This is a genomic window from Halobacteriovorax marinus SJ, from assembly GCF_000210915.2.
Lineage (GTDB): Bacteria > Bdellovibrionota > Bacteriovoracia > Bacteriovoracales > Bacteriovoracaceae > Halobacteriovorax > Halobacteriovorax marinus.
The window spans coordinates 1,829,533-1,852,753 of the sequence record NC_016620.1 but is presented as its reverse complement, the minus strand read 5'-3'; the positions used below and the strand labels follow the sequence as shown (position 1 = coordinate 1,852,753).

Annotated in this window: 18 protein-coding genes; 11 read left to right on the top strand and 7 right to left on the bottom strand. The window is 38.4% G+C overall.

Features of this window, described 5'->3' with window-relative positions; translation table 11 throughout:
- Positions 1-10: 10 nt before the first annotated feature.
- From infB to BMS_RS17740, 4 genes are all read left to right on the top strand, one after another.
- Positions 11-2,788 carry a translation initiation factor IF-2 gene (gene infB / locus BMS_RS08795; RefSeq protein ID WP_157868264.1) on the top strand — a complete coding sequence of 926 codons (2,778 nt, stop codon included), beginning with the start codon at positions 11-13 and terminating at the stop codon, positions 2,786-2,788.
- Positions 2,789-2,790: 2 nt separating this feature from the next.
- Positions 2,791-3,153, top strand: a complete 363-nt coding sequence (gene rbfA, locus BMS_RS08790; protein ID WP_014244460.1) for a 30S ribosome-binding factor RbfA — start codon at positions 2,791-2,793, stop codon at positions 3,151-3,153.
- Positions 3,150-4,094: a tRNA pseudouridine synthase B gene (locus tag BMS_RS08785; protein ID WP_014244459.1), complete on the top strand. Its 945-nt coding sequence runs from the start codon at positions 3,150-3,152 to the stop codon at positions 4,092-4,094. Before rbfA ends, BMS_RS08785 begins: the two co-directional genes overlap by 4 nt.
- Positions 4,095-4,220: 126 nt before the next feature.
- A complete protein-coding gene (locus BMS_RS17740) occupies positions 4,221-5,057 on the top strand; it encodes a ferredoxin (protein ID WP_014244458.1) in 837 nt (278 codons plus the stop codon).
- An 82-nt stretch (positions 5,058-5,139) separates the two neighbouring features.
- On the opposite strand, the gene BMS_RS08775 is transcribed toward BMS_RS17740, so the two are convergent.
- The 4 genes from BMS_RS08775 to BMS_RS08760 all read right to left on the bottom strand — a co-directional run bounded on the left by BMS_RS08775 (position 5,140) and on the right by BMS_RS08760 (position 11,439).
- Positions 5,140-5,514 carry a TraR/DksA family transcriptional regulator gene (locus BMS_RS08775; protein ID WP_052590632.1) on the bottom strand — a complete coding sequence of 125 codons (375 nt, stop codon included), beginning with the start codon at positions 5,512-5,514 and terminating at the stop codon, positions 5,140-5,142.
- Between the two features lie 238 nt (positions 5,515-5,752).
- Positions 5,753-9,784 (bottom strand): zinc-dependent metalloprotease, encoded by a 4,032-nt coding sequence (locus BMS_RS08770; protein WP_014244456.1) that lies wholly within the window; start codon positions 9,782-9,784, stop codon positions 5,753-5,755.
- 18 nt (positions 9,785-9,802) lie between these two features.
- Entirely contained in the window at positions 9,803-10,654 is an 852-nt protein-coding gene (locus tag BMS_RS08765; RefSeq protein ID WP_044557448.1) for a hypothetical protein, read from the bottom strand.
- A gap of 113 nt (positions 10,655-10,767) precedes the next feature.
- Positions 10,768-11,439 carry a DUF2817 domain-containing protein gene (locus tag BMS_RS08760; protein ID WP_014244454.1) on the bottom strand — a complete coding sequence of 224 codons (672 nt, stop codon included), beginning with the start codon at positions 11,437-11,439 and terminating at the stop codon, positions 10,768-10,770.
- Positions 11,440-11,625: 186 nt separating this feature from the next.
- On the opposite strand from BMS_RS08760, the gene rnhA reads away from it, so the two are divergent.
- From rnhA to BMS_RS08735, 5 genes are all read left to right on the top strand, one after another.
- Positions 11,626-12,267 (top strand): ribonuclease HI, encoded by a 642-nt coding sequence (gene rnhA, locus BMS_RS08755; protein ID WP_014244453.1) that lies wholly within the window; start codon positions 11,626-11,628, stop codon positions 12,265-12,267.
- A 9-nt stretch (positions 12,268-12,276) separates the two neighbouring features.
- Positions 12,277-13,056: a 5'-nucleotidase, lipoprotein e(P4) family gene (locus BMS_RS08750; protein WP_014244452.1), complete on the top strand. Its 780-nt coding sequence runs from the start codon at positions 12,277-12,279 to the stop codon at positions 13,054-13,056.
- Between the two features lie 83 nt (positions 13,057-13,139).
- On the top strand, positions 13,140-13,880 hold the full coding sequence (locus BMS_RS08745) for an FKBP-type peptidyl-prolyl cis-trans isomerase (RefSeq protein ID WP_014244451.1): 741 nt from the start codon (positions 13,140-13,142) through the stop codon (positions 13,878-13,880).
- Positions 13,881-14,027: 147 nt separating this feature from the next.
- Positions 14,028-15,422: a L,D-transpeptidase family protein gene (locus tag BMS_RS08740; protein ID WP_014244450.1), complete on the top strand. Its 1,395-nt coding sequence runs from the start codon at positions 14,028-14,030 to the stop codon at positions 15,420-15,422.
- A gap of 132 nt (positions 15,423-15,554) precedes the next feature.
- The gene (locus BMS_RS08735; RefSeq protein ID WP_014244449.1) at positions 15,555-16,289 is read left to right on the top strand and encodes a hypothetical protein; all 735 of its coding nucleotides are present in this window, start codon (positions 15,555-15,557) and stop codon (positions 16,287-16,289) included.
- An 80-nt stretch (positions 16,290-16,369) separates the two neighbouring features.
- Here BMS_RS08735 and BMS_RS08730 read toward each other — a convergent pair whose 3' ends face one another.
- Positions 16,370-17,248, bottom strand: coding sequence for a M48 family metalloprotease (locus BMS_RS08730; protein ID WP_052590630.1), 879 nt, complete (start codon positions 17,246-17,248; stop codon positions 16,370-16,372).
- A 151-nt stretch (positions 17,249-17,399) separates the two neighbouring features.
- Between BMS_RS08730 and BMS_RS08725 the strand changes: the two genes are divergently transcribed.
- Both BMS_RS08725 and BMS_RS08720 read left to right on the top strand, forming a co-directional pair.
- Positions 17,400-17,711, top strand: coding sequence for an NIF3 1 (locus BMS_RS08725; RefSeq protein WP_014244447.1), 312 nt, complete (start codon positions 17,400-17,402; stop codon positions 17,709-17,711).
- Positions 17,712-17,814: 103 nt separating this feature from the next.
- Positions 17,815-19,509 (top strand): bifunctional metallophosphatase/5'-nucleotidase, encoded by a 1,695-nt coding sequence (locus BMS_RS08720; protein WP_014244446.1) that lies wholly within the window; start codon positions 17,815-17,817, stop codon positions 19,507-19,509.
- Here BMS_RS08720 and BMS_RS08715 read toward each other — a convergent pair.
- Both BMS_RS08715 and gcvPB read right to left on the bottom strand, forming a co-directional pair.
- Complete coding sequence (locus BMS_RS08715; protein ID WP_014244445.1) at positions 19,504-20,151, bottom strand: tRNA (adenine(22)-N(1))-methyltransferase TrmK; 648 nt, start codon at positions 20,149-20,151, stop codon at positions 19,504-19,506. The genes BMS_RS08720 and BMS_RS08715 overlap by 6 nt on opposite strands.
- 42 nt (positions 20,152-20,193) lie before the next feature.
- The gene (gene gcvPB, locus BMS_RS08710; RefSeq protein WP_014244444.1) at positions 20,194-23,211 is read right to left on the bottom strand and encodes an aminomethyl-transferring glycine dehydrogenase subunit GcvPB; all 3,018 of its coding nucleotides are present in this window, start codon (positions 23,209-23,211) and stop codon (positions 20,194-20,196) included.
- Between the last annotated feature and the right edge of the window lie 10 nt (positions 23,212-23,221).

Sequence of the window (23,221 nt, the reverse complement as noted above, 5' to 3'; positions counted from 1 at the left end):
CATAATGCCTATGAAAATATTTGAATTGGCGAAAGAATTGAATAAAGGTGCTTTAGATTTAGTTGAAGAACTGAAGAATAAAGGCTTTTCTGTTCGTAACCATATGACTGTTCTTTCTGATGAAGAAGTAAAGCAAGTTATGGCCGAATATAATTCTGCTGAAGAAGAGAAGAAAGCCTCTAGCTCTAAGACTAAGAAGAAGGTTGTTAAAAAGAAAACTACTAAGAAGAAAGTTGTTAAAAAAGCAGCAGCTGCGAAAGCAGATAGTAGTGAAGAACCTGCTTCTGAGGAAACTGAAACTAAGAAAAAGACTGTCGTTCGAAGAAAGAGCGTTATTCGCAAGAAGAGCTCAGGGGACTCCGAACCAAAGGAAGTTAAGCCTGCAGTAGTTGAGGTTAAAGAAGAAACACCAGAACCAAAAGTTGAAGAGAAAGTTGAAACTCCTGTTGAGGAAGTTGCAGCTTCTGCGCCTGAGGTTGAAGAGAAGAAGCCTGAAGAGAAATCTGATAGTGGCTTTGGACTGAGAGTTGTTTCTACTGAACACGTAAAAACTAAAGAGGAAATCGAGAAGGAAAAAGCTGAAGCTAAGGCCAAGAAAGAGGCCGCTGAAAAAGCTAAGCAAGAAGCCGCAGATGCACCTCATAGGTTCACACCAGTCTATATTCCACCTGAGAAAAAGGGAGAGGAAGGATCTTCAGAATCAAGTGATGATAAGAAAGTCTCTAAAGGTAGAATGGGTGCGCTTGCATCGATGATGTCTGGTAAGAAGAACGTTAACAAGTCTCAGGCCCTTACTCAAGAAAGAGCAGATACAGAACTAAAGAGTTACGCTCTTGGCGGAACTATAGGTCGTCCTGTTTACTCTACGGTTAAGAGAAAGAAGACTTACTCAGGTCCAACTAAAGATACTGAGATTACGGAAGTTAAGGAATCAAAGAGAGTAGTAAAGCTACACGACGGTGCTACTTCCGATCAGTTAGCGAAGAAATTAAAAGTTAAATTAAAAGATATGATTGATAAGTGTTTAGATATTAACTTACTTATCAAGTCTGGAGACTACATTGGTATTCAATTAGCAAATGAGATCGCAGCTCTCTATGATTATAGAGCTGAGAACGTTGCTTTTGATGAAGATAAAGTTATTGGTAAAGAACAATTAAGTGATGAAGATAAGTCTAAGCTTCCACTGAGAAACCCAATCATTGCGATTATGGGTCACGTTGATCATGGTAAGACAACTCTTCTTGATCATATCAGAAACGCAAAGGTTGTTAATGAAGAAGCCGGAGGGATCACTCAGCATATTGGTGCTTATTCAGTTAAGGCCGGTAAGAGTACGCTGACATTCTTAGATACTCCTGGTCACGCGGCTTTTGCTTCTATGAGACAGCGTGGTGCTGATGTAACTGACCTTGTTGTTCTTGTTGTTGCTGCAGATGATGGTGTAATGCCTCAGACGAGAGAGTCTGTTAAGTATTGTAATAATGCTGGTGTTCCAATTATCGTAGCTGTTAACAAAATGGATAAAGAAGGTATTAACCCTGATAGAATTAAATCAGAGTTAGCCGATATTGGAATCACTCCTGAAGAATGGGGTGGGGATACACAATTTGTTCCTATCTCTGCTCTTAAAGGTGACGGTGTTGATGATCTTCTAGAATCAATTGCCCTACAGACTGAAATGTTAGAGCTTAGAGCTAGTGACAAAGGTAATGTAGAAGGTGTTGTTATTGAATCTAAGATCGAACACGGAAGAGGTCCAGTAGCGACAATTCTTGTACAATCTGGAACTCTTAAGAAAGGTGACTCACTAGTAGTAGGAGAAACTTTTGGTAGAGCGAGAAGCTTAACAGATCACCTTGGTAAGCAATTATCTAAGGCGGGTCCTTCGACACCTGTTCAGATTCTAGGTCTCGATGAAGCTCCATCTCCAGGTGCATCTGTAGATGTTGTAAAGAATGAAAGAGAAGCCAAGAAAATTGTTGCCAATAGAGTTGCTGAGAGAAAGAAACTTGAAGAAACTCCTAAAGCAAAAGTTTCACTTGAAGACTTCTTTGCTATGGCCGCTGATGACGGAAAAGAGACTAAAGAACTTAATCTTATCGTTAGATCTGATGTTCAAGGTTCTTTTGAAGCGATTAAGCAAGCTGTTCTTGCTCTTTCTAACTCAGAAGTTGAAGTTAGAGTTATTGCTGGTGGTGTAGGTGCTATCAATGATAACGATGTTAACTTAGCTGACTCTTCTGGAGCGTTTATTTTAGGATTCAATATGAGACCTAATACAACTGCGAGAAGATTAGCTGAAGAGAAATCAATCGATATTAAAACATATTCAATCATCTATGAGCTTATCAATGATGTAACTCTTGCTATCGAAGGGATGCTTGATCCTGATACTGTTGAAGAATTCATCGGTAGAGCAGAAGTTAAAGATACATTTGTTGTTCCAAAAATTGGAACGATCGCTGGATCTTCAGTTATTGATGGTAAAATTAAAGTTGGTTGTAATATCCGTCTTCTTAGAAATGGGAAGATTATGTTTGACGGAAAAATGTCTTCTCTTAAGAGATTTAAGGATGATGTTAAAGAAGTTAAAAATGGATTTGAGTGTGGTATCGGTCTTGAGGGATATACTGACATTAAAGTTAACGATCAATTCGAAGCTTATATGTTAGTTGAGAAGAAGAGAACTTTAGACGATGTGGCCAAAGAAGAAAAGCTTGCGGCTGAAGCAGCTGAATTAGCAGCACTTGAAGCGGAAGAAGCTTCAATGGAAGCAAGGGATTAAGCTTGGGCGCAAGTTCTGGTAAGAAGAATATTCTTTCTGAAAAAATACTCAATGCAGCTAATGCATTTATAAGAACATCTGTTTCTGACCCTAGTTTAACTTTCGTTAGTATAACTAGGGTTGAACTCTCAGATGATCTATCTAATTCTAAGCTTTACTGGGATACTTTCGACGCCTCTAGAAGAGGGGACTCAAAGAAGGCTATCTTGGCAATTACTGGAAAGCTTAGAACTCATTTATCAAAACTTTTAAAAATGAGACATGTTCCTACGATAACTTTTGTCTATGATTCTCAATACGATGAAGAAAAGAAAATTGAAGATCTCCTAGATGATGAAGCAAAGAAGGGAAAGGGCATTTCATGAGTTCACGCTCACAGAGAAAGTCTAAGAATGGAGGGCCAGGTTTTGGCCCTTTAGTTTTTAATGTCTATAAACCAGAAGGGATGACATCTACTGATGTCATTAGGCACTTCAAGTATCATCTTCCAAAGGGCTTTGGAAAAATTGGCCACTTTGGTACATTAGACCCCTTTGCTGAAGGGGTTCTTCTTGTGGCCATAGGAAATGCTCCTAGGTTCAATGATTATATTCACGATCAATACCCTAAAACCTATCTTGCTACAGGTATACTAGGTGTGGAGAGCCCTACTGGAGATTTAACAGTAGAGGAGAGTGAGCTGAAACACTCTGAGGTTAGTCCATTTGCTGAAGATGACCTTGCTCGTATTCTAGATGACCTTAAGGGCGATTACTTACAAAGTCCTCCTGCATTCTCCGCGACCAAACATAAGGGAAAGGCCCTTTATGAGTGGGCCAGAGAGGGTGTTATTATTGAGAAGCCTCCAGTCCAGCGATTTATTCACTCGCTTGAGCTAGTTAAGCTTGATGAACTTTCGCTCACAATTCGAGTCACGGCCAGTTCTGGAACTTATATAAGAGTTTTATTTGAGGATATCGCTAAGAAGCTAGGAACTCACGGTGCTCTCAAGTCTTTAGTTAGAGAGTCCATTGGGCCTGCTCATATATCGAACTCTATTACTCAAGAAAATTGGCCTACAAGAGGTGAGGAATATGAGCTTTCAAAATACGCTCAGAGGGTTGATCGCTGCCTAGAGTTTTCACCTATCGAGCTATCAAGTGACGAAGGGCATAAGTTCTTTAACGGCCTTCCCCTGCCTAAGGAAGCAGATGAGGGGCTTTACTGGTGCTTATTTGAAGGCGAATTACTTGGTCTAGGGATGGTTGAAGACAATTTATTGAGAACAAAAGTTGGACTTGGTATAACACCGCTAGAAAAAAACTAGCTTAAGCCACTTAAAACAGGTTGGCTAAGTCCTTCAAAATGTTTATATTAGAGTTATAATAATTAGAAATTAAAATACAACTTTGGGATATCAGATATCTCAATTTCTTAATACAGGGAGTGTTAGGTGAATACAACCTTCATTGCAATGGGAGTTGCGCTTTTAGCTGGTGTTGGTCTAGTAATTACAGTGGGTGTCTTTAGTTTATTATCTGGAGCATTTCATTTCTTATTTGCGAGACCTAAGTTTACTATTTTAAAAACTGCTAAAGATTCTAATGGATTTGCTTTTTCACTTAAGTGGAATAGCTCTAGAGAGCCTGCTAAATTTGATTCTATTCGTTTAAGACTTTATAACCCATTCAGTAATCCAACTCAGGTTGATGTTACGAGAACATTCGATGCTGCAAGTTCTACATTTGCTAGAGACCTCGATTTTGGAAAGAACTTAGAAGAGCTTCTAGGAGCTTGTAATAACGATGCTGCTTCTGTTGAGGTTGAGCTTACGGCCAGTAAAGATGCACTTGTTCACCATTTTATGTTCAAGGCAAAGAGATTTAAGTCTCTATACGATGCCGCTACAGGTGACGTAGAGAAGTTCAACGAAGATAATGCTCTTAACTATGCTAAGCCACTTTATCATACACCGAAGAGAAGCTTTATTGCTGAACCTCTTCCAGCTTCAAATAAAGCACTTAAGATTGCTTCTAACCCTGAGTTTGCTGGTGCATTCGCTGGTTCAGCAGCCGATGCTGCTCCTGTTGAGAACTTTGCCGTTAGCAAAGTTTGGATTGAGCCAGGTTGTATTGTATGTGATGCTTGTGAAGCGATTTACCCAGAGGTTTTCGAAGTTACTGATGATAGCTGTATCATCCGTCCTGGAGCTCCTCTTGATAATGGTGTTCTGGTTGAGGAAGCTGCTGAGGCCTGTCCAGTTGAAGTTATCAAGTTCACTAAAGCTTAATTTGATTAAGATCATTTAAATAAAGAAAAAGCCCCTTATAAAAGGGGCTTTTTTTATGCGTAAATATAAGTGTTAAAAGCAGCTAGGCTGCCCTAAGAGTTCTTTCAATCTCTTCTTGAGCATCAATGGAGAGTTTTACCCAAGGGATCTTCTCCAGTCTCTTCTTTCCAATTGGCTCACCAGTCTCTTCACAGAGTCCATAGCTACCATCTTCAAATTTTGCTAAGGCCTCTTCAATTTGCCTAAGTCTTGAAAGCTCTCTATCTCTTAATCCCATACTAAGTGACTGTGCCATAAGAATTTGAGACTGATCGACGTCTTCTACGATTTGATCTCTATCTGGCGCAATTTCATCAATTGCATGAGTCTTCATATGGTTTAGAATATTCATCTTCATTTGTAGAAGAGTATTCTTCTGTGTTTCCAAAAATGTCTCATCATAGTATTCGTTCTTCATATCTACTCCAGCGATGGGGTACTTATTCTTAGAACCTCTACGGCTTAAGATGAGACATATTAACACTACTTGTTAGAAGAATTATGAATAAAAGTCTAAGTTCATTAGTTTCAGGGATTTAGGTGCTCTTTTCTTTTTATTTAGGGAATGTTTTGCTGGTGGATTTCTGTAAGATATATTGGGCGCTTTACATAAAAATGAGCACTTAGGTTAGACCTAAGTGCTCTCTTATTTTTTACTATTCTACGATTGGTAGACTCCAGATTAGATCAACTTCTTTCTCTAAAATCTCTTTTCTCTGCTCTTCACTTGAAAGAACGAAGTCTAGGTCATAGAGATCAACTGTTGCAAGTTGAGCGTATCTAACATCTAAAGATGCGTACTGGTTAAACATTGCCAAGACTTGGTTAACAGTATTGAAAGTCTCTGCTCCAACTCTTTCTCTAAACGCTGCAACCTTGGCCTGTGTGTCAGCTTGACCTTGAGGAGTTCCGTCATTTGCAGATATGATGGCAACAAACTCGTTAATTGGCTTGTTGAAAATTGCCATGTGTCTCTTAATTGCAGCGATAGCAGCTACATTATTTCTAACTTCTGCCGAAATCTCGATGATTTCCTGAGCAGCTTCTTCAGCAGCTTTTTCACTTACAACTTCTTCGGCTACTTCTTCTTCTGTAGTCTCTTCCTGTCCTTCTTCGGCAGTTGCTACTTCTTGAGCTTCAGCCGCTGGTACTTCTTCAGCTGCTGGAGTCTCTTCTGTTGCTACTGGTTTAGAGAGGTCTCTCATAACCGCTTCAATCTGATCTTTTCTAGCTGTAGTAAGACCATTGATTCTCGCAATACTCTCTTGTGCTAATTTATTTCTCGCTGTTGCTCCGTATTGGAAGTTGTGTACATTTGCTGTCATTACAACTGCAGGTCCAAATCCAATGCTTGATGAAGCAATATTATTTCTTCTTACAACAATCGAGTCAAAGAACTCTGATCTAGCAACATATTGGCTAATCGTCTCTGCATCGTGCTCACTTTCGTAAGAGTTAATAGCAGCAGTCTTTAGAAGCACTGGAGCAATATCGAATTCCTTTGAGTCAGGGAACGGGATAAATTGCTGTAAGAACCTCTTAATAGTTGGCACTTTTGTCTTTGCGTGTAAGTCAGTATCAAATGGCATATGATACTTAACACCATTTTCATCTTCTGCCATTAACGGGTCTTTAAGTGTTTTATTAAGTGCTAAGTGATCGATGATATTCTTAATTTCATCTTTGTACTTAGGCATATCTGTAAAAGATGCGTGAATACTTTCTCCCGCAGATGTTAATCTATCTCTATTAGTTAGAATTTCCATGGCCAATACTTTGTCCATCCAGTTTCCTCTAATTTCGATATCATCAGTTTCAAGTCTTTCACCGTCTCTATCAGCGGCATCAACATCGTTGTGAAGTTTTCCAACCTGTCCAACAATAGCAACACGTAAACCTAATTTGTCATCTGAACAAACTTCTTCACCTAGTTGAGCATTACATGCTTCAACCACTTCCATAATAGATTCTCTATTATTAACGATGTCTCCAAAAGCATTTCTATCAAAACAACTTGTTGCTCTATATTCACCTTTACCATTGGCAAGTGGGTATGACTTATATTGTGTTGCTTCTGATAATTTAGTGGCCACTCTGTGTGAGAATACACTCTCTTCTGTTGTATTATCAACTAAGAAGTAGTTAAGGTCACAAGTTAAATCAGGAGTCTTTAGAATTTCAATGAGTGTTGTTGTTGCAACATCATTAGCATCTACAACTTCTGAGATTGTATTACAAAATGCTGGATCAATCTGGTCTTGTGGACCACACTTATTAGTCATTAAATGATCAAGATTAAATCCTGCAAGGTAACTCTTGTAGAATTGCCATGTCTCATGAGCTTGTCTTAAATCAAGTAGAGTATAGTATGTACCTAAGTAATATCTCCAAGTTCCAATTCTATCATTGAAGTTCTTAGATCTATTCTTCATGTTACGCCATTGGTAGTACTCTTTGTACTTAGCAGCGTAGTGCTTTGTCATTTCAAGTTCATTTGAACCTTCGTCAAATCTATTACAGTCAGCGTACATATTAACGTCTTCATCAGTACAGAACTTATATTGAACTCTGTTCTCAACACTATTTACACTGATCTCAACAGTTGATTGCCCATCAACACCTTGTCTTTCAAGAGAGATATTTCTAACTTTTCCACCTGGCTTGTCTAGTACTTCAACTTCTCTATTGTAACCAAATTTAAGAGCAGCAATATCATACTTACCAAAAGTTGATAGCTCATTTAAGCTTGAGTAAGAGTAATCCATAATTGAAGAGAATACTGAACCACTAGTAATTCCAAGCTTCGCTCTCTCTTCTTCATTATAGAAGTTTGCTGCATCTAGAGAACCTCTAAAGTTATGTCTTAATCCTAAGTTATGTCCAATTTCGTGAACAAGAGTTGGGATATAAGCATGACGTGCTAGAATCTTAATAAGTTTTCTCTGTTGAGATTCTTCTAATTGAATCCAGTCCTTTAGGTTTCCTCTTTGGTCTCTAATTCCAGCAACAGTGTTGATCTCATCAACTGAAATCTTTCCTAGCGCCTGGAAGTTAACCATATCAGTTGTATAAACACTGTTCTTGTGAAGAAGTTCTTTTATTTCGAGATTATTCTTCATCTCTCTAGTGAACTCATTTAATTCACCATTAATTTTACCTAGTACAAGTGCTTGGTAGTCAGCGCTTAATCTCTTATCAATTGATGCTTTGAAATCTTTCAAACCAGCTGCAGCTGCAGATACGTTTGAGTGAGAGATTCCTTGAACGTGTCCATGGTTGTGACCGTGATCATGTCCGTGTGCATCTTCTTTTGCTCCACTGCTTAGAACTAACTTAATAGTCTCAGCAAGTTTCTCTGGAGAAAGTTTCTCTGGAGAAAGTTTATTCTTTGCAAACTTCTGAAGCATTTTATTTGCAGTCGCTTTTTTTGTCGGTGCTACTAAAGACTGTGCAATCGCAGCGTTATTCATAGCTTCTTTCTTTAATTGTTTCTCTAGGAATACAATCGAGTCGTAGGCACTTGGAGCAATTGACTCAAGTGAGCCCTTGTACATATTTACGTGACCTTTTACAATCTCACCTGTTCTAGGGTTGGCAACTGTTGGACCGTACCCAAGTAGAGTAGAGGCGATGTCTTCAATAAGAACAACCATTGTATTTCTTAGATTACCTGGACTTTTGTCTGCAGGCATATGTAGTTTAAGTCTAAGATTAACTTTATTATCTTCAAGAATTCTATTCATTCTATCGAACGCATAGATTGTTGCATCTTTTAGATACTTGTTTTCTTTCTTCTTGAACTCGTTACTTAAGTAGTAGTCAACAACTTGCTTCTTTGGATTCCATCTATTTAATTTGTAGAATCTCTCTGTTTGTCCAAAAGCATTCTTCTTTCTTTCTTTAGTTTTAAAGAAACCAAAAGTGCTGTGCTCTTCAACAGGATAGTCAATTGACTTATAGTTCTTAGAAGCAATTGTATCAAGCTTAGCAAATGAGAAGAACACTCTCGTGTTAAATGCTCCGTTATCGTCTAGGCCTTCAAGAAACTTATCGTACTCACTTCCTGAGCTATACCATAATTCGTTGATACATGATGGTGTATTTGAGAACTTATATGTTTTCTCAATTTCAAAATGAAGATCTGTATTTGTTACTTCGTAATCTACGAGCTTTGTTCCTTGGAGAGAGAAACAAGTATCGTTATTTTCTGGAAGACCAACACTATCAGCTTCAAGAACTTTTACTTTCTCAAAGTCAGGAATGATTTGGTCTTTTTGAAACCACTCTAGTTCAGTGTTTTCTTCTTCTCTATTCGTACATTCTTTGTCAGCATTTTCAGCACAACGATAAGACTTATACGTAACAGGTATAGTAAGAATAGGTCTATTGTTTAGAGTATTGTCGGCGAATGATTCATTCTTTTCCATTTCATAAGCAACAATCCCTTCCTCTTCAAGTTTAAACTTGATGATCTTCTCGTTACCTTGAACGAATGGGGCCATTGCCTTAGTAAATCTAGGAACTCCCTGAGATGTTGGTACATAGAGGAATTCTGCATCTGTATTGATGGCAGACTTGCTCATGATTTCTGGCGCCTTGTAAACAGTATCTAATTCTCTTTCCTTTGCACAACTTGCAACAAGTCCAGCAAGGATGAGAGAAGTTAATAGATAGTTTTTGTTCTTCATGTTTTCTCCTAGATCTTCTTAGTAGCTAAAGCCAATATTTAAAAAATATGATGATAAATTTCTGTCAAATAAACTAACGTTTGATTCTCTACCGTTTACGGCGAGTGCCGATCCACCAGTAGCGTGTCCTACACTTAGTGAGAAGTTCTGTGGTAGAACAAACGATGCTGTTTGCTCAATTCCAAAGAAGTCTTTTGTGTGACCTGTATAATCAAAGTTTCTATAATATGTTCCACTTGCCGACAGAGAGACGATGTCAGTCAATCCATAGTTAAGTGCAAGTGTATTTGAGAGTGTGTACTGAGTATTTGAACTACCCGCTGTTGTCACTCTATACTTGTGAAAATTTACAATTGCAGCTGGTGCATAAGTAATCGATAGGTCTCTAAGAATGTGCTCAGAGGCATCATATGTAAGAGAGCCCGCTAAACTAAGTCCAGTCTGTAAGCTCGTAGTAATTCTTGACGATTTACTTAGTGGAATCTTTGCAGATGTTGAAGCAGCTGCTGAGAGATACTTATTTAACTTTCCAAAGCTCTTTGAGAGTCCAATTTTTGGATCTCTAATTAAGCCTTCACGGTCATTCTCTAGGTCTTTATCGTAAATAGTAGAGAGAGTTAGCTTAGTAGTGCTGTCTAATTTATAACTAATTGTTAATGCAGTCGTATTAACCATACTCTTGTTGGCCGCGTTTGGTGTCTTTATATCCGTTGCGAAAGTATTGGATAGAGAAATTCCCACATTATCCAGGGACAATCCGGCACTGTTGTCTAATTTTTTTACAGATGTACTCGTTGCCGACACTGAAGCTGCCAGTGCTGCGGGCGATGTCATAAGTAAAATCAATAATGTAGAGGTATATCTCTTCATTAACACTTCCTTTGCTAAGTAATACTTGAGTATAATACTGCAACAAAGGTGCCATGAATTTCGGTGTCAGATTGTCTACACCGAGATGCTCTCTCGGTGTAGCGGGAATTTATTTAGAGAAGGTCGCTTTGGAATAAGGCCTTAAGACCGGCTTCATTCTCTTGCCAGATTTGCTTTAGGTTAAGTTCATCATTTAGTACGGGACATTCAAAAGTGAGTACTGGGCTACTATACTTCTTAGGCCCTAGGTCTCCAAGTGAGCCTGGAGTAGGGTGTCCTTCAATATCATCACATGTGACATAGCCATTATACTGGCTTAGAAATTCAGCAATCTCTTTACAATCACCATTGTAATTAATCATAGGTTTCCATGAGTGAAAGCTTAGAATTACCTTTGGCGGAAATTTTTCAAATAATCCAATGAGAAATTTATTCTCTGGCTCACTGAGAGGTTCTGTTCCTGGATAGTACTTCTCTTCACGAGCCTCACTAGACCAAGTTCCACTATCATAATTTCTATTGAGATCTACACCGTTGGCGTTTACTCTTGTAGCGTTTCTATACCCATCTGGATTAAGGACTGGTATGACTACCATATTGAGTTCGATATCAACTTGGGCCTTTAGCCACTCAAAGAGTTGCTTTACTACATAGACGCCTTCTACCTCATCACCATGAGTCCCCGCCATTAAGTAGACATACTTCTTGGCCTTTCCCTCAGTTTTAAAGGCTTCAATATTTTCACCTTCCACAGATGTGCCAGGTTTTAAATCGATAAAGTTCATAACCTTTCCTTAAATCTCAAAATATTTGAAGAGACCTTTTTAGCATGTCTGCTCAAAATTTAAAATTAAAGATTTATCTCTTTTGCTACGTGCCATGAGTAACTCTTATTAATGCTTTCCCCAGTGGAGCTAAAGAAGGTAAAATATTTGACCAGAAAGTAATACAATCTATTTATAGGATATATTTTGAAGAAAAAAACACTCTCATTCTTTGATAAATTAAAGACAAAGTTCCCAGATGATCACAAGGCCATAGAGTCCATTGATTATTTAAAGTCTCAAATTGCTCACTGGGATGATGAAGAAGAACAAATAAGTAATAGTGTTGGTGGAGAGTTACCTCTTCCTAAGGAAATTAAGAATGACAAGAGCTTTGCCATTTTTTCTGACGGAGCTTGCCGCGGAAACCCCGGGCCAGGAGCGTGGGGGATGGTTGGTCAGGACTCTTCGGGAGCCGTCCTCTTTAAAGGTTCTGGCGTTGAGACTAATACGACTAATAATCGAATGGAGATGATAGGAGCTCTTGAGGCCATGAAGTCTTTAAAGCACCATGGAATTAATTTATCTGAATCCAAAGTATTCCTTTATAGTGATTCTAAATACGTTGTGGATGGAATGAAATCTTGGGTTTCAGGATGGAAGTCTCGCGGTTGGAAGAAGGCTGATAAGAAAACTCCTGAAAATGTTGATTTATGGAAAGAGCTAGATACAATAGCAAGTTGCTTTGAGAATATTCAGTACCTCTGGGTTAAAGGGCATGCAGGCCATCCACAAAATGAATTGTGTGATCAATTGGCCAATGAAGCACTGGATGACAGTGGGTTTTAAGGAGTAAAGATGAAAGTTTTATTGATAACGTTTTTTATTTTAAGCCTAACTTCTTGTGGGTCTATGGGACGACAAAATAGGGCCGAGTACACTGAAGCTGCAACTTTGTGGGTTCAAAATGCAGCTGAGTTTAGAGCGCTTAGCTATCAGGCGTTTAATTCAGCGAGACTATACCTAGACCGCGCACTTCTTACTCACAAGGGTCGCAAGAAGCCCGCTGTAGTAGTGGATATAGATGAGACCGTTCTAGATAATAGTCCATATCAGGCCATGAATATCTTAAAAAATAGAAATTTTGAGAGAAAGTATTGGGACGAGTGGATTAAGTTAGCTGAGGCGAAGGCCATTCCAGGTTCAATTGATTTTTTAAATTACGCCCATAAGAAAGGTGTTGAAGTAATCTATATCTCTAATAGAAAAATTAAAGGACTAGATGCCACTTATAAGAATTTATTAAATCTTGGTTTCCCAGTTAAAAGACAAAATATTTTTCTAAGAACGACAACAGGAAATAAAGAAGAGAGAAGACAAAATATTTTAAGAAAACATGAGATTGTCATTCTGGCTGGTGATACACTGGCCGACTTCTCGGAAGTCTTTCACAATAAGGGAACGAATGATCGCAATATTTTAGTAGATAAAATGCGCAACGATTTTGGTAAGAAATTTATTGTTCTACCAAATCCTATGTACGGTGACTGGGAAGCAGCGATGTATAATTACAATTTCTCAGAGTCTGATGAGAGAAAGAGAAAACTTAGACAGGGGCATCTTTACCCGCATAACTAAACTTGAAAAATTTGAAACTCGAGAGTAAACTTTATAAAAATAGTATTTTAATGGAATAAATAAATATTACAAAGGATGTAATTATGAAGAAGGGCCTAATTGTAGGTATGCTTGCAGCAACAGCTATTTTAACTGGTTGTAACAAGCAAAAAGATGTTAAGGGTGGATCTGAGCAAGACAAGATCTTCTACGCAGTTGGTTTTATGTCTGGACAGAGAATGAAAGACCTTAAGCTAAGTGATGCAGAGATTGACTCAATGGCCGCTGGTCTAAGAGACGCTGCCAAAGGTAAAGAGTCTCAGGTTGAGCTTGCAACTTACCAAGGTAAGATGCGTGAAGAATTTCAAAGAAGAATCCAAGAAAATTCAAAGAGTGTAAAAGTTGAAGGTGAGAAGTTCCTAGCGAATTTCGTATCTAAAGACGGTGGTACAAAGACTGATTCTGGACTTGCTTATAAAGTTATTAAAGCGGGTGAAGGTAAGAAGCCAGTTGCTACTGATAAAGTAAAAGTTCACTACCATGGTACTCTTATTGATGGGACAGTTTTTGACTCTTCTGTTGATAGAGGTAAGGAAGTAACTTTCCCACTGAATAGAGTTATTAAAGGGTGGACAGAAGGTCTACAATTAATCGCTCCAGGTGGAAAGATCAAATTAGTAATTCCTTCTGAGCTTGCTTATGGAGATCACGGTGCACCTCCAAAGATTCCTGGTGGAGCAACTTTAATATTTGAAGTTGAGCTTTTCGAAGTTAATCCAGCTCCAGAGGCTCACTCTGCTGGTGATGGACATGATCACGGTCACGCTAAGCCTGCCAAGAAATAATCTCTCATAAAGATTTATCAATATTGAAGGGGACTTTATAGGTCCCCTTTTTTTATCTAAGTAAGTTTTACATTGTGTGTCAAGATTTGTTGACTATATGCACCAAGAATTGTTTATTGCCCCCAAGAAACACACATAGGGGGAAATATGAAACTGACTGCAAAGCTTGCAGGTACAGCATTTGTACTTGCTACGTTTTTAAGTGCGCCGTCGCACACACAATTAATTCCATCTGCTAACGCATCTTTCTTCGGTCGTACGTCGAATTGGAAAGAAATTAACCTACCTGCTCAGGCCGAAAATAAAGTTGTCGGTGTTAGAGTAGAAGATGTTGTAAAACATTTACCTTCATTTGTTCCAGGACTTGCTCACGTAAGTAAAGAACTTCTAAAGGATCAAGATCAATACTTTGGTGATAAAGGAAAAGTAGATGAAGTTCTAAATCTTTTCTTTAATGAACTTCCTAAGTGGAACGGTAATAGAGTTCAGCTCAAGCTTACCGCTCTCATTAAATACAATGAAGACACAATCGCTTTTAAGAAAATCAGTGTAGAGTATAACTCAACTGACGTTAAGGAGTTCATCGTGACTCCTGAGAAATTTACAGCTCTCTCTAGTACAAAGCTTGTATTTGACGTTGGTTTAAAGTCTAGAAAAGTTGTTGTTAAAGATAAGAATAGTGATATGACAATGGTTTTCCCTCTTGGTGTAGGATCATTCGATGAAGCCGTTTTAAACGATGAGATCTCACTACTTACTCCAAGATTTAAGAATGGTTACTTAGATAAATCTAAAGCCATTAGAAATAGAAAAATGCCAAGATACTTTGCAAATCTTCCTTTTATTAGAATTTTAAAAGGTTCTGATGCTGCTGAAGACTACACAGGTATTGGTTTCCATGCACAACCATTCCCAGATAAGAATGAGTTCATCAGAGCATTCGATAGTCACGGTTGTATGAGAATGCAAACACCTGACTTATGGTCAATGTATTACTTAGTAGCTGCTGGTCCAACTAAGCAATTACCTATCACAGTAAAGTACACTGCTAATAACTCAGAAGAGCATCCATTTCCAAAGAGAAATAAGCCTTATAAAAGAGTTGCAAATACTGGTTCTAGAGCGAACCCTAACTTCACTCTTGACCGTGATAACTTAGTACTTGTTCACAATAACTGGAAAGAGAGTGCTCCTGTTGAAGAACTCTATGATAGAAGCGGCGATAACTACCACCAAATCTTTAACTACAGTACTGCTGAGCTAGTAGAAGATAAGTGGGAAGGAATTAGAGCTAAGTGTAAAGCAAGATCATACGACAACCCTTCTTATGCAGTTAAGTGGGAAGACTATGCTCCTGAGTATGACTTAGATGACTCACAAAGACAGCGTGAGAAAAAACTTAAGAAGGCCAAGAAGAAATACCAAAAGGCCGTTAAGAAAATGAATAAGAAGAAAGAAAAGGCCTACGAAGATTGTATTGATGATCACAAGAGAGACGTAAGTCTTGGTGACAGACTCTATAGATGGTGGGTTCACGGATAAAATTGCAGTTAGTTTCTTAAATATAGAGGCCCCATCATGGGGCCTTTTTTATTCTAATTATTAAAATTTCTTCATCTTCATAAAACATTTACTGGAATTTCTCTTTTAAAATACTCTTAATGGAGGTTCCCCATGTCATTAGCAACCTTATTACCTGTACACGATAGCTTTCATGTAAAGGCCATCTATGAAGGAATGCCCGGTGAGCTAGTTGCCGAAGAAAAGAGAATGTCTTTTTACAATGGAGATCAACTCATTCATAGAACTCCTTATGAGAGTCTAAAAGATATAAGGTTTAGAGAGATCGGAGATAAGTCTATATTAGATTTATGTCTTGCTGATGGACATATTGCTTTTAATCTCTTGGAAAGTGAGGATGAGAGCGAGTTATTTTACTTACATACAAAAGAGAGGATTATAGATAGACGTCGTGTGAATGAATTCTTAAAGAAGAGAGTGAGAGTCTTTGATAATAGAGCGCTTCTTATGTTTGATAAAGAGTGCTTAACCTGGATTATGGATAGGCCGCCAATAATATTTGAAGATGAATTTATTGAAGGAGCGCTTATTGGACGTGTTGGGCAGGACTTCTCTCATCATGACTATGGAGTACTCTATATAACCAATCAAAGATTATTCTTTAATGGAAGAAAAGGGTATTACACTCAACTTAAATTAGAGGATATCCATCATTGTCTCATTATTGATATCGATACGAATTTTAGAGATGCGCTAAAGAGAAAGAGTTATAGTCTTCAATTTAACGAGGGTGATTTTATCGTAGGGGTACAGAGTGAATATAGTGGAAAAATTGATGCGTTCATCGCTTCTTTAGATCCAAATATTATTCGAATAGAGAGGTTTTGAATAAAGCTTCTGGCTGCACTTAAAATAAAAAAGGGCCCTTGTGGGGCCCTCTTATATTTACACGCGTTTTTAATTTTGGATTAGTTTCCTGGCTTAAACCAACATAGTGGTCTTACACCTGATTCATAACCATCAGCTCTAGCACAAGTTCCAACTTTGTAGTCTCTGTCACTTACGTCAGTGTAAGCATCGATTTCACAAAGAGAACCATTCCAATAAGTGTCTAGACGACATTGTGGTTGTGGGTGATTGTGATCAGTTGAAGAAACAACTCTTGTGTCTGGAGTATCAAACTTAAGTGGAGTTGTAAGGTTTCTTAGATCCTTAAATAAACCAGCTAGTGAAAGACCGGCCATTGCCCCTCTCTTACACATTAAAACATCTTTTTCAGTAGTAAATTGTGCTTCACACTTTTCTACTACGAATGCTGGGATATCCATTTCAGCAATGATTGCTGCATTGTCATCATTTTCCATGTACTTTCTTAAACACTTAGAAGTTGCAAAGTAATCTGCTTGACCTTCGTTTGATGCCCGTGAAGAACCAAACCATGACTTCTTCTTAGGTTGTCCACCAATGTGGTGACCTAATTCGTGACATACAACAGTTGCAAATCCATCAGGAGTGATAGCAGCATGTCTAGCTAAACCACCAAACATAGAAACTTTCCACGTATTACCCATTTGTTGAGCATATGCGTTTACTGTTCCGTCTTCCCACTTTCTTTCAATTTGAAGCCTCTTTCCTCTCTCAGCAACGATTGGAGCATAGATTTCTTCTACTTTGTCGATTGTTTCGTTGAATGTAGCTTCATCCATTGAGTTTACAGATTTTGCACCTACTGGAATGTTAAGAGTATTTTCTTCAACGATTCCACCTTGTCCGTGTTGATCACAAGCTAGAGCTTGACCACCGAAAACTAACATAGCAACTAGGGTCGCTAGAATTCCTTTTCTCATTTTATGTTCCTCCATGAAAACATGTTTTTAAGCACTTTTTCTACTTTGTTATGTTATTGTTAGGTTTCGGTTATGCTTTGTAAAATTTTTTCAAACTATTTATGATGAATGTAAGAAACTGTTAGTAATCTGCATCAAAACGAGGGAAATTGTGAAAAAAATCATTGTCTTTGTTCCTAAATCCCATATTGAACAAGTAAAAGAAGCCCTCTTTAAGGCCGGTGCTGGTCGAATTGGAAACTACGATAAATGTTGTTTTGAAACAGTAGGAATGGGCCAATTCCGCCCCCTTAAAGGCTCTCAGGCCTTTATCGGAAAAGTTGGCGAACTAGAAAAGGTAGAGGAAGTTAAGCTTGAGTTAGTTTGTGAAAATAATTTGATACAGGGCGCATTGTCAGAAATGATAGAGGCTCACCCTTATGAAATTCCGGCCTATGAAGTCTACTCTCTAGATGATTGCTAGCCCTTTGTAATGGACTCAATAAACTCTAGTGAAATAAATACTGATCAAATTGTCATTTCATTAAGAAAGTGATTGTATGGGCCTTTAATTACAGGGGTGTTCATTGAAATCAATACTGCTTTTTGCAATCTCTTTTCTTCAAATCAATAGCTTTGCGGCCGTGGTGCAAATTCTCCATACTAATGATTTACATTCATATTATGACCATACAATTATAGACCCTACTAGAGGTAGCTACGCTGCTCTTAAGGCCAAGATGGACGAACTCGAGGCCTTGGCCGCTCGTGAAGGTGTGAGCACGTTGCGCTTTGATGCTGGAGATTTCCTCGATGGTAACCTCTATTATATGGCCGATAGGGGACGCAGAGGCTTTAGAATGATGGAGCGTATGGGTTACGATGCTATTGCTGTTGGTAATCACGATTGGCTCATGGGTGGTTCTGAATTAAATCAAATGCTCGAAGAGCAGCCGCCAACATTCCATTATTTGGGTGCTAATTTTAAAGCGGTCAACCCTCTTTTTACTTCTATAAAGAAGCATATAAGGCCATACACTTCTTTTAATGTAGATGGTGTAACAATTGGAGTTATGGGATTAACTACCAATGAGATTGCTTATAAGTGGCGCTTTACTGGAGGAGATATAGATGCTCCTGCTAAAGTTGGAGATAAGCTCTCTACTCAAATGAAGAAAAAAGGTAATGACTTTGTCATAGCCCTTAGTCATGTTGGGCTTTCAGGTGATAGAAAAATCATTAAGAAATCATCTGATATTGACCTACTCATTGGGGGACATTCTCATACTGCCATTATGCAACCGCTAATGGTAAGAAATGCGAATGGAAACTTCAGACCTATTGTTCAAACTGGTGCCCATGTTCGCTTCCTAGGACAAATGAAACTTGAACTTATTAAAGGTAAGCCATTAAAGATTTTAGATTATAAGTTAATTCCAATTTACTCAGGTGAAACTAGAGATGCCTCTGTTGATCAATTTGTTTCAGACTCTCGTGAAATGCTAAATAGTGAGTATGGGGAAGATTATCTAGCGGAGATACTTGGATATACGCGAATAAAGCTTAGAAATAGTGAGAGCATTCTCACTCCATGGACAAGACTCATTTCAGATGCAGTCAAGGATGCTGTTGATGCTGATATTTCATTTCATTCTCCAATGTTTGGTGGAGCGAGCTTACCAGTAGGTAAGGTCACGAGAGAGATGGTTTTTAACTCATACCCAAGGGTATTTGATTTAGATGATAAATATGGTTGGGCGATTTATAAAGTTGATATCCACGGTGTTATTTTAAAGTCTCTTATTAGACTTATTCTAAAAGGACAATTCCCTGTAACATTCTCTGGTGTAACATTTGATCTCATTGACGATAGAAATGAAATTATTGATATCAATACTTCTGTTATTCCTAGAAGTGAGGCCGATGATGAGAGTAATCCTCTAGGTCTTATAGGGCAATTTCTAGGCATTGATAGAGATTTTGATGTTGTAAATATTCGCGTTCACGGTGAGCCTATTCTTCCACATAGACAGTACCGTGTTTCAATGCCAGAAGGAATCGTCGTTGGTGGATTAGGTATGACTGGCTCTGTTCGCTACTTACTTAGAAGAATTTCTAAAACTGATATGACTATGTGGGAGGCGATCTCTAAAAAGGTTCAAGAGGTCGGTATTATCGATTATAGTTATGGAATTGGTGATGACTTCTATAGAACTTCAGTATTAAAAGTTCCTAGAAAGAAAGAAAAGGTTCTCATCCCATATAGGGCCATCGACTTATAATTTTAAGAGGCCCTTGATTTCTTCCTGGGCCTTTAATTCATTTTCAGATTTATTTCTCTTCTTCTCTAAGTATCGATACTTCTTCGTAAAATATTCTCTAGCTGCTACATCATCTCTATTTAATAATTCTGTTGAAAAAGAGGGGATGTCATTTTCTACCTCTCTAGAGACGTAGAGCACTTCATAGGGTCTTAACTTATCAAAGATTAACTCACTTCTTAGGAGTCCAAAGTTTTTTTGAATAAGGAATTCTCTAAGCTCCTCTTGTTGATAGTGAGTACACAGGAGAAGATCAAAGTTTTGACTTTCGCTTCTTAGGATTTCTTCTAGAAATTCTCTTGCCTGTCTTCCACCCACACCAGCTATAATAACTAGACTATTATCTTTATCAATTTTTAGTTTCTTGGCGGAAGCGGTGATGATTTTAAATCGCTTGGAATTAAGATTAGGTAGACTCTCTAATTTTTCTCTCAGAGCATTCGTAATACTTGGAATAATGTCATTGAAAATAATTTTTGTACTTGGGAATTTCTGACCAAGGCCTATCCCTATATTTCCGTGGTCACAGCATAGATCCCAAATATAAGAGTATTCTTTATCTATTAAATTAATGAGGTAGGGGATTCTCTTTGTATTGGACATGAAAATAGAGCGCCCTCTAAAAAAAAGAGAGCGCTTAGAAATTTAATTAGACGAAGCTTCGTGAGCAACAAGAATTTTCTTAGTCACATCACTTGGCATCATTGCACTTAATTCACCTGGATCGATCACATTCTTTGGAAGATTTGGAAAACTTGTAATTCTCTCAAAGAGATCGAGGTTCTTATTTGCACTAACTTCATCAACTTTCTTTATCGGAGTAAAGTGCGGAGTTGTTTGAAGAACCTGAGGATGTTCGTTGATAATAAGTTTAATTTCTTTAACGACGCTTATGAAATCGTCGAGTTCTTTCTTAGTGAAAGACTCGGTAGGCTCTACCATAAGGCCGTAAACTTCTGGAAATGCCACTGTTGGAGCATGAAGTCCGAAGTCTAAGAAGAGCTTTCCTATTTTTGCAATGGCCGCAGACTTTGGTGTTCCAGCTGCTGCAATTTTTGAGAACTCGTCATCAGTTAGAGTGAGAATAAACTCATGCATTCTTGGAGAGTTTTCTGATCTTGCTGGTAGTGTAGGGTAAGTATCTTTAAGTTGATGATAGAGATACTTGGCCGCAAGTACTGCAATAGCAGACATTTGCTTAACACCTTCGCTGCCAAGTGCCTTTAGGTAAGTATAACATCTAACTTTGTGAGCAAAGTTTCCGTGATGGCGATGAAAACTCCCAATTGACTTAGGTGTTTTAAAAGCAACAAATTGATCGTTTTCTTTCTTAACTTGTAGGCCTGGAATATAGTCGAGTAGTCTCTCACTAACACCAACAATGGCATCACCTGGTCCACCGCCTCCGTGAGGAATGGTCCATGTCTTGTGAAGATTATTATGTACGGCATCCACTCCCATGGCCCCGAGATCAACCCAACCGGCAATGGCATTCATATTGGCACCGTCCATGTAGACAAGTCCATCTACTGAGTGAATGAGGTCTGCCATCTCTTTGAATCTTGTCTCAAAGATACCTGCAGTATTTGGATTGGTAACCATGATACCAGCGATTCTTTCCCCATATTCAGCTACAACACTTTTAAGTTGTTCAAAATCAATTTCAGCATTGGCATCAGCTTCAATAGTGATAATCCCGTATTGAACTCCATCTACTTTCTTCGTTTCAAAACCTGCCATCGTTGCAGTGGCCGGGTTTGTTCCATGAGCACTTCTTGGGATAAGAATAATATTCTTCTTCTGCGCATTTCCTCTATCACGGTGATAGGCCTGGAATAATTTTAATCCAACTAGTTCACCCTGGGCTCCCGCTACTGGTTGAGTCACTACTCCTGGTAGACCAGTTATTGATTTAAACATCTCTTGTGTTTCAAAGAGAATTTCAAGGTTGGCCTGAGTATCAACCATTGGTGCTTGAGGGTGAGTGTCTGTAAAGCCTTGTAGGTTTGCAGCGTAGTCGTTGATATAAGGATTGTACTTCATAGTACATGACCCTAACGGGTAGATATTATCATCAGGGGAGACATTCATCTCTCCAAGTTGAATATAGAAGTTTTTAATTTCTTCTTCAGTGAAGTTTGGAAGTCCAACTTCTCCCTCTCTTAAAAGGGCACTCGGAATTTCTGGTGTGTAGAGTTCTTCTTCACTTTCTTGTGCAGTTAGGTGATCGTCTAAGAAGTTGATTAACTTTTCTAAGTCGTCATCATTTTGAAGGTCTGAGAAGCTCATCTTTAATTGATTGTTCTTTTTAATTCTCTCGTCTACTTTTACTCCAAGATGAATTCCCGCTTTACTCGCTCTTTGCATTAGAACATCGAGATCACCATTGAAGGTAAAGATGATTTCATTAAAGAAAGGAGAGTGTGGATAAGTCGCACTTAACTCTTGGTACTTAGATAATTCGACAAAGATTTGATTTGCAAGCTCTCTACCGGCCATCATTGACTCTGTCATTCCCTCTTCACCGCGTGCTAGAATTCCCGCTCCTGCAGCTGAGGCCAAGAAAGATTGGTTAGAACAGATATTACTTGTGGCCTTCTCTCTTCTGATATGTTGCTCGCGAGTTGATAGAACTATAGATAAACAAGTCTTTCCACTACCATCTTTACCTTTTCCAATATAACGACCAGCAGTTGAGCGAATTGCCGTTTTATTCTTATCATTGTAACGAATTCCAAAAATACCCAACCCTGGGCCTCCCCAATTAGGACCTATAGCAAGGTGTTGACCCTCGCCAACAATCATATCTGCACCTTGGTCATTTGATCCATAGAGACTAGGAGCAAGTAGACCCTCTGTTGCGAGTAGCATAGGATCAATAATTGCAATCGATTGAATATTTGCTTCTGTACAAAGATCTGTAAGTGCATTTACATCTTCAACAAGTCCTAAGTTGTTTACTTGGCAAAATGCGAATGCAGCTAGAGAATCTTTTTCTTTTTCAATTAAGCTTTTTGCAGCATCAATATCAGTAAGGCCTGTTTCTTCATCAATTGGTAGCGTGATAAGTTCTAAGGAAGTTTCCTTTGCGTGCGTTCTTAGAACCTCAAGGTCTCCTGGATAGATACCTTCTGAGATAATAACTTTATTTGTTTTTCTTTTAATTCTTGTAGCCGTGTTACACGCTTCAAAGAGACAAGTTGATCTCTCATAGAAAGAGGCATTAATTGCTTCAAATCCTGTGAGCATAGAGAGAGTGCTTGAGTACATCCACAATGTCCAAAGTGTTCCTTGAGAACGCTCTGGTTGGTAAGGAGTATAAGCAGTCGTTAGTCCTCTAATGTCACATACAAATGGAACTACGCTTGGAACTTTATATTGTTGTAGTCCATCACCTAAGAATGATGTCTTTAGATTATTTTTCTTTGCTAAGTCTTCAACATGAGCAACAAGTTGTTCATACTCTAGTCTCTCTCCCAATTCTTTTGGCCCTTCTGCCATGAGGACTTCTTTTGGAATATGTGAGTAGAGGTCTTTAAGTTCTTTTACTCCAATAGTGTCCATCATTTCTTGAATTTCATTTTTAGAAGCACAGATGTAGTAAGGAGCTAATTCACGCTCTAGTTCATTGGGATTATATGGTAAGTTATCGATACGACTCATTGGAAATATC

Bases quoted from the DNA above. Each gene is read 5' to 3' on its own strand.
- infB (WP_157868264.1), top strand. From the start codon at position 11: ATGAAAATATTTGAATTGGCGAAAGAATTGAATAAAGGTGCTTTAGAT.
- BMS_RS08785 (WP_014244459.1), top strand. From the start codon at position 3,150: ATGAGTTCACGCTCACAGAGAAAGTCTAAGAATGGAGGGCCAGGTTTT.
- BMS_RS08775 (WP_052590632.1), bottom strand. From the start codon at position 5,514: ATGAAGAACGAATACTATGATGAGACATTTTTGGAAACACAGAAGAAT.
- BMS_RS08770 (WP_014244456.1), bottom strand. From the start codon at position 9,784: ATGAAGAACAAAAACTATCTATTAACTTCTCTCATCCTTGCTGGACTT.
- BMS_RS08765 (WP_044557448.1), bottom strand. From the start codon at position 10,654: ATGAAGAGATATACCTCTACATTATTGATTTTACTTATGACATCGCCC.
- BMS_RS08760 (WP_014244454.1), bottom strand. From the start codon at position 11,439: ATGAACTTTATCGATTTAAAACCTGGCACATCTGTGGAAGGTGAAAAT.
- BMS_RS08750 (WP_014244452.1), top strand. From the start codon at position 12,277: ATGAAAGTTTTATTGATAACGTTTTTTATTTTAAGCCTAACTTCTTGT.
- BMS_RS08745 (WP_014244451.1), top strand. From the start codon at position 13,140: ATGAAGAAGGGCCTAATTGTAGGTATGCTTGCAGCAACAGCTATTTTA.
- BMS_RS08740 (WP_014244450.1), top strand. From the start codon at position 14,028: ATGAAACTGACTGCAAAGCTTGCAGGTACAGCATTTGTACTTGCTACG.
- BMS_RS08735 (WP_014244449.1), top strand. From the start codon at position 15,555: ATGTCATTAGCAACCTTATTACCTGTACACGATAGCTTTCATGTAAAG.
- BMS_RS08730 (WP_052590630.1), bottom strand. From the start codon at position 17,248: ATGAGAAAAGGAATTCTAGCGACCCTAGTTGCTATGTTAGTTTTCGGT.
- BMS_RS08715 (WP_014244445.1), bottom strand. From the start codon at position 20,151: ATGTCCAATACAAAGAGAATCCCCTACCTCATTAATTTAATAGATAAA.
- gcvPB (WP_014244444.1), bottom strand. From the start codon at position 23,211: ATGAGTCGTATCGATAACTTACCATATAATCCCAATGAACTAGAGCGT.